9 protein-coding genes and 1 pseudogene are annotated in these 11558 nt (G+C 74.5%); 4 read left to right on the top strand and 6 right to left on the bottom strand.

All coding sequences use genetic code 11. From position 1 onward, the window contains the following. The first annotated feature begins 7 nt into the window (after positions 1-7). The 4 genes and pseudogenes from STRVI_RS09755 to STRVI_RS54105 all read left to right on the top strand — a co-directional run. Complete coding sequence (locus tag STRVI_RS09755) at positions 8-640, top strand: bifunctional 4-hydroxy-2-oxoglutarate aldolase/2-dehydro-3-deoxy-phosphogluconate aldolase (protein WP_014055471.1); 633 nt, start codon at positions 8-10, stop codon at positions 638-640. Beyond that, positions 637-1536, top strand: a complete 900-nt coding sequence (locus STRVI_RS09750; RefSeq protein ID WP_014055470.1) for an SMP-30/gluconolactonase/LRE family protein — start codon at positions 637-639, stop codon at positions 1534-1536. The genes STRVI_RS09755 and STRVI_RS09750 overlap by 4 nt, the downstream gene beginning before the upstream one ends. Then, the gene (locus tag STRVI_RS09745) at positions 1533-2567 is read left to right on the top strand and encodes a sugar kinase (RefSeq protein ID WP_014055469.1); all 1035 of its coding nucleotides are present in this window, start codon (positions 1533-1535) and stop codon (positions 2565-2567) included. Before STRVI_RS09750 ends, STRVI_RS09745 begins: the two co-directional genes overlap by 4 nt. Before the next feature lie 245 nt (positions 2568-2812). Continuing rightward, positions 2813-3322: pseudogene (locus STRVI_RS54105) on the top strand (ATP-binding protein); the annotation flags it as partial. 73 nt (positions 3323-3395) lie between these two features. On the opposite strand, the gene argF reads toward STRVI_RS54105, so the two are convergent. The 6 genes from argF to STRVI_RS09710 form a co-directional block, all read right to left on the bottom strand. Then, positions 3396-4400, bottom strand: a complete 1005-nt coding sequence (gene argF / locus STRVI_RS09735; protein ID WP_014055467.1) for an ornithine carbamoyltransferase — start codon at positions 4398-4400, stop codon at positions 3396-3398. Positions 4401-4588: 188 nt separating this feature from the next. After that, entirely contained in the window at positions 4589-5818 is a 1230-nt protein-coding gene (locus tag STRVI_RS09730) for an arginine deiminase (protein WP_014055466.1), read from the bottom strand. 143 nt (positions 5819-5961) lie between these two features. Then, positions 5962-6750, bottom strand: coding sequence for a hypothetical protein (locus tag STRVI_RS09725; RefSeq protein WP_014055465.1), 789 nt, complete (start codon positions 6748-6750; stop codon positions 5962-5964). A 14-nt stretch (positions 6751-6764) separates the two neighbouring features. Continuing rightward, positions 6765-8963 carry a hypothetical protein gene (locus STRVI_RS09720; RefSeq protein ID WP_014055464.1) on the bottom strand — a complete coding sequence of 733 codons (2199 nt, stop codon included), beginning with the start codon at positions 8961-8963 and terminating at the stop codon, positions 6765-6767. Positions 8964-9226: 263 nt separating this feature from the next. Then, positions 9227-9970: a Crp/Fnr family transcriptional regulator gene (locus STRVI_RS09715; protein ID WP_014055463.1), complete on the bottom strand. Its 744-nt coding sequence runs from the start codon at positions 9968-9970 to the stop codon at positions 9227-9229. 85 nt (positions 9971-10055) lie between these two features. Then, positions 10056-11555 (bottom strand): MFS transporter, encoded by a 1500-nt coding sequence (locus STRVI_RS09710; protein ID WP_014055462.1) that lies wholly within the window; start codon positions 11553-11555, stop codon positions 10056-10058. Positions 11556-11558 lie beyond the last annotated feature (3 nt).

Genomic DNA, 11558 nt, shown 5'->3' with positions numbered 1-11558 from the left:
TCCCCCTGTGGACCTGCGAGCCGCCCTGGCCGCCCACCGACTGGTCGCCGTCGTGCGCGGCGACGACCCCGAGGCCGCGCTGCGCACCGTACTGGCCCTGGCCGACGAGGGCATCGAGCTGATCGAGGTGTCGCTGTCCGGCACGGACGCCCTGACCGTCATCGAGCGGGCCCGCGAGGCCCTCGGCCCCGACCGCCCCCTCGGCGCGGGCACCGTGCTCACCGCCGAGGAGGCCCACGCCGTCCACCGGGCGGGCGCCGACTTCGCCGTCACTCCCGGCCTGGGCGAAGGGATGTCCGCCGCACGCGAGCTGGGCCTGCCGGTCCTGGCGGGGGTCATGACACCGAGCGAAGTCATCGCCGCACGGGCGCTCGGCGCCGAGGCGCTGAAGATCTTCCCGGCCGCCCAGGCGGGCGGCCCCGGCTATCTCAAGGCCCTGCGGGGTCCGTTTCCGCACGAGCCGTTCGTACCGGTCGGCGGCGTGGACGAAGCCGCGGCCCGCGCCTACCTGGCCGCCGGGGCGACCGCGGTCGGCATCGGCTCGCCGCTCGTCGGCGACGCCGCCGACGGCGGCAGCACGGCCGCCCTGCGCGAACGCGCCCGCGCCTTCCGGACGGCCGTCCAGGAGGCCACAGCGTGACCGAGGATCCGCGCCCGACCCGCCCCGACCGCCTGGACCTCGGCGAGGGCATCCGCTGGACCGGCGTAGCCCTCGTCCTCGTCGACATCCTTGAGGGCCGCCTGCTGACGGCCCCTCAGGACCCCACCGCGCCCCTGCGGACGCTGGCCGAGCTGCCCGTCCCCCTGGGCGCGGTGGCGCCCGTGGCGGACCGGCCCGGCACCTGGATCGCCGCCGCGGGCACCGGGATCTGCCTGCTCGGCCCCGACTCCGCCACCACCTGGTTGGCGCAGCCCGAGGCGGCTGCCCGCCCCGCCCGGCGCATGAACGACGGCACCGCCGACCCGTCCGGCAGGTTCTGGGCGGGCAGCATGGCCTACGACGCCGACGAGGACGCGGGCTCCCTCCACCGGGTGGACCACGACGGCACGGTCACCCGGGTCCTCGACGGCATCACGGTGCCGAACGGGCCCGCGTTCACGGCCGACGGACGCGCCATGTATCTGGCCGACAGCGCCCGGGGCGTCGTCCGGCGCTACCCCGTCGACCCGGCGACGGGCGGCCTCGGCACACCGACGACGTTCGTCACGGTGGACGGCGGCAGCCCCGACGGAATGGTCGTCGACGACGAGGGTGGCGTGTGGATCGCCGTCTGGGGCACCGGGACGGTGCGCCGGTACCGGCCGGACGGCGCACTCGACCGCACGCTGCGGCTGCCCGCCGCCCAGCCCGCCGGAGTCTGCCTCCAGGGCGATGTCCTGCACATCACCACGGCCCGGGTCGGCCTCACCCGGCCGGGCCCCGACGACGGCGCCCTGTTCGCGGTCCGGGTCGAGGTGCCGGGCCCTCCGGCGGCCGTCTATCGCCCGCACCCGGGTGCCGGGCCCGAGCCGGCACCGATACAGGCGCGCGCATGACGGCCCCATGGCGCCCGGCGGCCGGACCGGTGGTCTGCGTCGGCGAGACGATGGCCGCGCTGGCCCCCGAACCGCCCGACTCCGTGGAAACCGGCGAGAGCCTGCGGCTGTCGGTGGCGGGCGCGGAGTCCAACGTGGCGATGTACCTCGCGGACCTGGGCCGTGCCGCCGTATGGCTCTCGGCCCTCGGCGACGACCCGTTCGGCCGGCGGGTGCGTACCGCCGTGGCCGCGGCGGGCGTCGATGTCTCGGGCGTACGGTCCGATCCGAACCGGCCGACGGGCCTGCTCGTGAAGGACCCGGGGCCCACGGGCACCCGCGTCCACTACTACCGGCGCGGTTCGGCGGCCTCGGCGCTGGGGCCCGGCATCCTGGACGATCCGCGACTCGGGTCGGCGGCGCTCCTCCACCTCACGGGCGTGACCCCCGCGCTCTCCCCGTCCTGCGCCGCCCTGGTGGAACGGGCGCTCGCCGCCCCCGCGCCCGACCGCCCGTACGCCATCAGCTTCGACGTCAACCACCGCCCGGCGCTGTGGCCGGACGGCACGGCCGCCACGGTCCTCCGCGACCTGGCCGACCGCGCCGACATCGTCTTCGTCGGCCTCGACGAGGCGCAGCACCTGTGGGGCGCGGACCTCGACGCGGGCGGCGTCCGCACGCTGCTGCCGCGTCCACGCCTGCTCGTCGTCAAGGACGGCGGACGGTCGGCGACCGCCTTCGGCGACGGGTCACAGGTCACGGTGGCGGCCCTGCGCACGGAGGTGGTGGAGCCCGTCGGCGCGGGGGACGCCTTCGCCGCCGGTTTCCTGGCGGGGCTGCTGCGCGACGGGGACCTGACCTCGGCGCTGCGACTCGGCCACATCACGGCCGCGTCCGCGCTCAGGGTGATCGGGGATCACGGCCCGCTGCCGGACTCCGCCACGGTCGAGCGGCTGCTCGGGCTCACCGAACGGGCCTGGGTGGAGCGGAACATCCCCGAGCGCGCGGGGCATACGCCTCCGGCACGGCGAGGGTCGATTCATCCATCCTGATCTCTTCCCGTCACGGCGTGGGTGCGCAGGGCGCTCCATGGTTCACCCCGGCCCGTGGGGCCCCTCCCGAGGAGATCAGCGCGGGAGGCTCATGAGGCCGGGACGCCGACGCTCCCGGGCAGAAAGCAGGGCGGCGAGATCGGGTGTTTTCTGCGGAAACAACCGATATGGAGCAAACGCCCCCACCAGGCCCTAGGTCCCGCCAAGAGTGGTCCACGGCCCCTTCCGGCACTATCGTCCGCTTCATACCGTCAAGGGCCGCGGTACTCCGTTTCACGCCGACCGACTGGACCCCTTCCGTGCCCGATCCCTCCCACGCCGCCACCTGGCGCTTCGCCCTGCCGCACACGACGGCCGCCGTACCGCTGGCGCGCGCGCTGATCCGGAACACCCTGGCCGACATCGGGGCACCCGTGGACGGCGACACGGCGGAGCTGCTGACGGCCGAGCTGGTGGCCAACGCGGTGCGGCACACGGAGGGCGACGAGCCGATAGAGCTGGTGGTGGAGCTGGTGCCGACCGGCGGCTGGCAGGTCGAGGTGCACGACCAGGACCCGAATCCGCCCGGCGGGCTGGACTCGCTGGGGCGCCACGAAGGACCCAAGAGACCCGACAGCCTTGCCGAGGGCGGGCGCGGGCTGCTGCTGATCCGGACCCTCAGCGCGGACGCGGGCTACCGGCCGACCCCCTACGGCAAGGCCGTCTGGTTCATCCTTCCGCCCACGGGAGGCCCGGCGGAAGGCCCCACGGAGGGCCCGGCGGAGCGCGCCGCGGAAGGCCCGGCGGAGCGCGCCACGGAAGGCCCTACGGAGCGCGCCGCGGAAGGCCCTACGGAGCGCTGAGGGTCGCGACCAGCACCGCCTTGATCGTGTGCATCCGGTTCTCCGCCTCGTCGAAGACCACGGAGTGCTCGGACTCGAAGACCTCGTCGGTGACCTCCAGCTCGGTCAGCCCGTGCCGCTCGTGGATCTCCCGGCCGACGTCGGTGCCCAGGTCATGGAAGGCCGGCAGGCAGTGCAGGAACTTCACGGCGTCGTTGCCCGTCGCGCGCAGCACGTCCATCGTCACCGCGTACGGCCCGAGCAGCGCTATCCGCTCGTCCCACACCTCCTTGGGCTCACCCATGGACACCCACACATCGGTGGCGACGAAGTCCGCGCCGCGCACGCCCTCCTCGACGTTCTCGGTGAGCGAGATCCGGGCGCCGGTGGACGTGGCGAGCTGGCGCGCCAGCTCCACGATGGTGTTGTCGGGCCACAGCAGGCTGGGCGCGACGATACGGACGTCCATGCCCAGCAGGGCGCCGGTGACGAGGTAGGAGTTGCCCATGTTGTACCGGGCGTCGCCGAGGTAGGCGTAGGTGATCTGTTCCAGTGGCTTGTCGCTGTGCTCGCTCATGGTCAGCACGTCGGCGAGCATCTGGGTGGGGTGCCACTCGTCGGTGAGGCCGTTGTAGACGGGCACCCCGGCGTGCGCGGCGAGCTCCTCGACGACGCCCTGGCCGTGGCCCCGGTACTCGATCGCGTCGTACATCCGGCCGAGCACCCGCGCCGTGTCCTTGACCGACTCCTTGTGACCGATCTGCGAGCCGACCGGATCGAGATAGGTCGTGGAGGCGCCCTGGTCGGCGGCCGCGACCTCGAAGGCGCAGCGGGTACGGGTGGAGGTCTTCTCGAAGACCAGGGCGATGTTCTTGCCCCTCAGCCGCCACTCCTCGGTGCCCGCGCGCTTGGCCGCCTTCAGCTCGGCGGCGAGCTCGATCAGACGGCGGAACTCGTCGGCGGTGAAGTCCAGCTCCTTGAGGAAGTGGCGGCCGGTGAGGTCAATCGCCATAAGAGTGGCTCCTAGGTCACGGCGAACACGGCGGATCAGGGGCTACGGCGATGGCGCCGCGGCCAGGAACCATGGAAGCATATACGATCCTCTGCATATATACGGAGACCGGGGGGTGAACCCCGGCATTACGGTTCGCCAGCTCGCGTTACGGGTCCGCGGGCTCGCCTACGGGTCCGCGGGCTCGTCTACGGCTCGACGGGGTCCCGCTCGACCGGACAGCTCATGCACCGCGGCCCGCCCCGGCCCCGGCCCAGCTCGCTGCCCGGAATGTCGATGACCTCGATCCCACACTTGCGCAGATAGGTGTTGGTCGTCGCGTTCCGCTCGTAGGCGACCACCACGCCCGGCTCGACCGCGAGCACATTGCAACCGTCGTCCCACTGCTCACGCTCCGCCGCGTGGACGTCCTGGGTCGCCGTGAGCACGCGGATGGAGTCCAGGCCGAGGGCCGCGGCTATCGCGCGGTGCATATGCTCCGGCGGATGGTCGGTGACCTTGAGGTCCTTGCTGCCCGCGCCCGGCTCGATGGTGTACGAGCGGAGCATCCCCAGCCCCGCGTACTGCGTGAAGGTGTCCCCGTCCACCATGGTCATCACGGTGTCCAGATGCATGAACGCCCGACCCTTGGGCATGTCGAGCGCCACGATCGTCCGGGCCGAACCGGCCTCGAAGAGCCGGTGCGCGATCATCTCCACCGCCTGCGGAGTGGTCCGCTCGCTCATCCCGATCAGCACCGCGCCCTTGCCGAGCACCAGCACATCACCGCCCTCGATGGTCGAGGGATACGCGGCCTGCCCCTCCGACCAGACGTGGAAGTCCTCCTTGGCGAAGAGGGGGTGATGGCGGTAGACGGCCTCGTAGTGCACCGTCTCGTGCCAGCGGGCGGGCCAGCGCATCGCGTTGATCGACACCCCGTCGTACACCCACGCGGAGGCGTCCCGGGTGAAGAGATGGTTCGGCAGCGGGTTGACCAGGAAGTCATCGGGCTCCATGGCGTGGAACCGGACGGAGACCGGCTCCGGGTACCGCCCCAGATACTCCCGCTTGGTCATGCCGCCGATCAGCGCCTCGGTCAGCTCGGGGGCGCTCAGCTCGTCGAAGGCGGCGCGCAGATGGTCGGTGGCCAGGGGACCGTACTCCTTCTCGTCGAAGACGCGGTCCAGCACCAGCGCCCGCGCCTCCGGCAGGCCCAGGCTCTCGGTGAGCAGATCCCCGAAGAGATGGACCTCGACCCCGCGGTCGCGCAGGACGTCGGCGAAGCCGTCGTGCTCCTGGCGGGCGCGGCGCACCCACAGGACGTCGTCGAAGAGGAGGGCGTCCTTGTTGGTGGGTGTGAGCCGCTTGAGCTCCAGGTCGGGGCGGTGCAGTATGACGCGGCGCAGCCGCCCGGCCTCGGAGTCGACATGGAATCCCATGTCCCCATCTTCGCCGCTCGCGGCCCGTTCCGAACGCCCGGCGACACGGATCACTCGCACTGATCGCGACGGCCACCGCGGTTCCGCCACGGTTCCGCCACGGTTCCGCCACGCGGGGCGGGCCCGCCGTCGGCGGCGGGCGGCTATCCGGCCGCGATCACCACGATCAGCACCAGGGCGACCGCGATGAACCCCAGCAGCGCGGAGACCCAGAGCTGGCCGGGCTTCAGATCGAGCCCGCCGCCGTCGTCGGTGCCCCCGCGCCGCCACCGTCGCCGTGCCTCGCGCCGGGTGGCACGGGCCGCCGTCTCCTCGCGCTCCAGGCACTCCTCGGCCACGCCGCCGAACAGCGCCTTCCAGCCCTTCTCGCCGAACCCCGTCATCTGCCGGGTGCCGACGATCCGGCGCACCACCTCACGGCCCGCGCCGTCGGCGGCCGCCCACAGGCCGGGCAGGACGCATGCCATCAGCTCCGGCACCGCGCCGCGCTGCGCGTACGGGCGGACCAGCCCCTCGTACAGCATCAGCGCGTTGCGCACCCGCAGCCGGCGGCCGGGGTCCGCGGCCGGTCCGTCCGCACCGCCCTGGGCGCGGGGCGGCGGGTCGAGATAGAGCTGGGCGAGCAGCACCTTCTCGCAGACCGCGTCCGCCAGCTCCGGTCCGCGCTCGGGCGCGCGGCGCACCAGCTCGACCACGACGCGAGTGGCCCGCTCGGCGGGCAGCCCCTCGTCCAGCGCGCTCAGCAGCAGGCCGTCATCGGCCCCCCGCAGGGCCGCGGGCAGGTCGTCCCCGCCATGGCGCAGCGCCTCGCGCAGCATCCGCGCCCCGGTGACCGAGACTCGGCGAACCCCCGCGCCCGCCGTCCTCGCCCGCTCCGCCGTGGTGTCGTCCGTGGTCTCCGTGTTTGTCGGGTCCTCTGTCTCTTTCACCATCGATGTCTCTCTCCTCACAGCGCCTCCAGCACCTCCCGTATCCGCGTGGCCGCCGCGGCGTCGAGCGGCTCGTCGCCGTCCTGCGCCAGCCTCGGCAGAAAGCCGCACAACACCGTCAGTTGCCGCTCATCGCCGGCCGCCCGCCGGATCCAGCCGACCAGCGCGTCCTCGGCCGCCCCGGCCGATCTGGCCCAGGTCAGCGCGGCCCGCAGCAGCTCGGCCAGCCGCGGCGCGCACCCCGGATGGGCCGCCAGCACCGCCGTGGCCAGCGGCCAGGCGGCGTACGGCTCCAGCTCCGGCACCTCGCACAGGCCCCACAGATGCGAGGTGCGGGTGGTGACCGCGCGCAACACCGTGAGCAGCGCCAGGTCCCGGCGGGGCCGCCGGGTGTCGCGCAGCCAGCGGGTGAGCGCGGTCAGTACGGTCTCCGGTTCGGTCCCGGCCAGCAGCCGCAGCACGCTGCAGGAGGTGGTGCGGCCGTCGTCGGCGCAGGCGATCCGGCCGAGTTCCTCCAGGGACGCCACGATGGAGCCGGCCGCCAGGCCGTAGCCGTGGGCGAGCGCGGCGGTCTCGCGCTCCCGCTCGTCGTCGCCGCGCGCCCAGTCCCGCAGCAGCCCGTTCACGGCGGGACGCACCTCCGGGGCGCGGGACGCCTCGGCGAGTGCGGTGGCCGCCGCCATCCGCTGCACCGGGCTGTCGGTACGGGCCAGTGGCAGCGCCAGCTCGACCAGGCCGTAGAGGTAGTCGCGGGCACACAGCACCCCCGCGGCGACCGCCGCGCGCACCCACACCTGGGGGCGCGGATCGTCGCACAGCCCGCGCAGCCAACGGGCCATCGGGCCGCGGAGGTTGTGGTGGGCGTCCCAGGACTCGTGGAGCACGGCGAGCGCCAGCCGCCGCCCCTCGAACCACACCGCGCGCACGGGCACCGACGCGTCCCCGAGGTCCTCCACCCCGTCGCCGTGGACCGCGCGCGCCGTGGCGAGCGAGGCCCCGGGGCGGGCGGCGAACAGCGGGCGCCCTGGCGCGTACTGCGGATCGAGTGTGACGGCCAGTTCCCAGGCCAGCAGTTCGGCGGCCTCCGCCATGAGGCTGTGCGCCGAGCCGTTGAAGACGGCGAGCGCGATCCGCAGCGCGGCGGCGCGCAGCGCGGGCAGCGCGGCGGGCAGGATGCCGGAGCGCCCGGCGTCCACGAACCACGCACGGGCCTGGTCCGGGGCGAACGACCGGCAGTGCTCCAGCAGCCGCTCCTCGGACAGCCTGCCCTCGGCGTGCGCGGCCAGCAGGCCCGCGAGCCGGGCGGCCTCGCCGGGCCGCGGCCCGTCCAGGCCGAGCGCCTCGGCCAGTTCGGGGCGCCGGGCGGTGGCGCGGGCCGTCTCCAGCAACCCCGTGGGGCGGTCGGCGAGCAGCTCGCTGAGGTGGCGGTCGAGAACGTCGGCGGCGGCCGGGGGCTCGTACGGCACGGCGTGGCGGCGGGCGCGCAGCAGCCGGTCGGCGGCCGGGCCGCCCGCGACCAGGACGACGCAGAACGCCTCATGCCCGGCGAAGTGGGCGCGCAGCCGGTCCAGCAGGGGCTCGACCGCGAAGTCCGGCTGATCGGCGGGGAGTTCGAGGAGATAGCCGTGGCCCCGCTCGGTCTTCTCCACGCCGAATGCCCCGTGGGGGATGCCGGAACCGTGTGGAATGCCGGGCCCGAACGGGAGGCCGGACTCATGCGGGGCGCCGGACCCGTGTGGGATACCGGGCCCGTACGGAATACCGGGCCCGAGCGGGAGGCCGGACAAGTGTGGGAGGCCGAGCCCGTGCGGAATGCCGGATCCCAGCCGGGAGACCCCGCCGCCGGCCAGCTCGGACAATTCGGCGAGGAGGGCGAGCCCGGTCCACGCGCGGCCGGTGCCGGGTTCGCCGCACAGCGCCAGCAGGCCCGTGCGCCGCAGATGGCCGCGCATCGCGGCATAGCCGGGGGCGGTCCGGTAGAGCCGCCGCAGCCGGTCCAACTCCTCGCGGGGCACCGGGCCTTCGGGGAGGGGGTACGGAGCCGGTTCGGCGCACAGCCGGGCCGGGCCGACGGCGATACGCAGATGGGCGCGCGCCTCGCGCGCCGTGCGGGCGCCGCCCGGCTGGCCCGCCCCGTCCAGCGGGCCGCTCTTGGGGATGTCCAGCCGTCGTACCCGCGACTCCGCCGGGGCGTCGACGTCTTCCGATGCGCTCATCGCCCGCCGTCCTTCATGCCGTGGCCCCCGATTCCCGCTGTGGTGATGGTGGTGGGATGCCGGTGAATGCCCGAAGCGGGCGGCGGGGTTTCTCCCCCTGCCCGCCCCGCCGCCCTTCTCCGGTGCGGGGCACTGGGCCGTGCGCACCCCCGTCGCTCACGGTCCCGCGCCCTTTGTGCCACTCCAGGGTCGCCGGGGAACGGCGGGGCGGCTGTAGCCGTTTACACAGTCGCGGAGAACGCGTGGGAAGTGCGCGCCCGCGCTCAGTCGCGGGGGCAGTCGCGGGGGTCGGTAGCGGGGCGCGCCGGGATGTGCTCCCCCGCCGCGCGTCCCTCGGCCAGCAGCCGCAGCAGTGCGATGTCCATCACCACGAAGCGGCGCGAGGCGGTCCGGACGACGCCCTGGCCGCGCAGCAGCCGCAGCGCCTTGGCGACCGCCTCCCGGGTCGAGCCCACCGCGGCCGCGATGTCGTGCTGGGGCAGCGGCAGATCGACGGTGATCGCCCCGTCGGCGGCGGGGTGGCCGGTGCGCTCGGCGAGTTCGACGAGCCGGGCCGCCAGCCGCTGCAGCACCTTCTCCGAGGCGAGTGAGCGCCGCTCCCCGTCGGAGCTGCGCAGCCGGGAGCTGAACTGACGCATGATCAGCACAGTCGCGACGGGACGTGCGGCCAGATAGGCCCGGAACCGGTCGCCGGAGACCACCACCGCCTCCATCCGGCCGAGCGCGGTGACGGTGGCGCTGCGCGAGCCGTGGTCCACCGCGGCCTGATCGCCCACGACCTCGCCCGCCCCGCGCAGCGCCAGGATCAGCCGCACCCCGCGCTCGGTCTCCACCGAGATGGTGGCCCAGCCGGAGGTGATCGCCACGACGAAGGTCGTACGGTCGTGCTCGCGCAGCACGACCTCGCCGGGGGCGTAGGCCCGGGGTGTGCCAAGGGCGAGCAGTGCGCGCCGGTCGTCGGCCGGAAGGGCGTGCAGGAAGGGCCGTCCGTCCTCGAAAAGGCTCATCCGCCCTCCCCGCTCAGCTCGTCGTCGTCAGGCCTGCGGAGAACCCAGGGACCGGTCAGCACGCTAGGCAGCCGGCACGGGCACGTCAATGGTGCCGTAGCGGGTCCGTGCCGGATCCGCCGCTCTCCCCGGGATCGGCCCGAACTCCCGTACGCAAAGCGGCGCCCGCGACGGCAGCGAGCGCGGCGGTCACCGCCGTGAAAACCCACCCGGCACGCAACGCGTCCAGCCCCGGCCGTGCGGCGCCACCGGTGATCACGACCAGCGCCGCGACGCCCAGGGCCGAACCGCCCTGCCTGGACATCATGAGCACCCCGGAGCCGAGGGAGAGCTGACGGGCCGGAAGCAGTCCGGCGGCCGAGAACATCACCGGCTGGTAGAGCCCCGCGCCGATCCCGGTGAGCACCAGCCCGGGCATGAACTCCACGGCGTAGTGGGCACCGTCGCCGCCCGCGAGGAGCAGCCACCACACCGGCCCCGCGGCGAAGCACAGCCCGCCCACGACGGCCGTGGTCCGCTCCCCCAGCGCCCGGACGATCCGCCCCGACAGCATCGACACCACCAGGACGGCGAGCGGCCAGGGCGTGACGGCAAGGCCCGCCCGGGCCGAGGACCACCCCCACGCCCCGGTGAACAGCAGGGTCGCGGCGAGGATCGAGGCGGCGTAGGCGAGGAAGTAGCTGAGCAGCCCGAGCGTGGCGGCGGTGAAGGCACGGGTCCGGAACAGCGCGGGGTCCACCACCGGATCCGGATGGCGGCGTACGTGCGCCACGGCCAGGGCGCCCGTGATCAGGCCGACGGCGAGGAAGCCGAGGGTGGCCGGGGCGCCGTAGCCCCAGTCCGCGGCCTCGACGCAGGCGGTGGTGAGGGCCCCGGTGCCGAGCAGGACGAGCAGCGTGCCCAGCGGATCGAGGCGGCGGCGCTCACCGGGGACGGGGCCGGTACGGACGGGGCCGGTACGCGGCAGCAGCCGCAGCCCGGCCACCCATGCCAGCAGCACCACGGGCGGATTGACGAGGAAGATCCAGCGCCAGTCGAAGGCGGCCAGCAGACCGCCCGCCACCGGCCCCGCACTCGCCGCGACCGCGCTCACCGCCGTCCAGACGCCGACGGCCGTGGCCCGTTCGCGCGGCGGGAAGGCGGGCAGGGCGAGCGAGAGGGAGGTGGGCACCAGGACGGCCGCCGCCACGCCCTGCACCACGCGCGCCGCGATCAGCGTGCCGAGCCCGGGGGCGGCTCCACAGGCGACCGAGGCGAGGCCGAACAGCGCGATGCCGGTCAGGAACGAGCGGCGCCCGCCGATCGCGTCGGCCAGCCGACCGGCCGGGACCAGCAGCGCCGCGAGCACGATGGTGTAGGCGTTGAGCACCCAGGACAGCTCGGCGGTGGTCGCGGAGCGGAAGTCCGCGCCGATCGCGGGGAAGGCGATGTTGACCGCGATCATGTCGAGCACGGCGAGGAACTGGGCCGCCGATGCGACGGCGAGGATCAGCCAGCGCCGACGGCCGGGGGTGGGGGCGGGGGCCGGATCGGGGGTGGCCGCGGGCACACCGCTCCCCTGGGCCTTCGAGGAAGGGATCGTCATGCC

The sequence above is a fragment of the Streptomyces violaceusniger Tu 4113 genome (assembly GCF_000147815.2).
GTDB lineage: Bacteria > Actinomycetota > Actinomycetes > Streptomycetales > Streptomycetaceae > Streptomyces > Streptomyces violaceusniger_A.
Note: the sequence above shows the minus strand (reverse complement) of the source record. Positions and strands in the feature narration are given on the sequence as shown.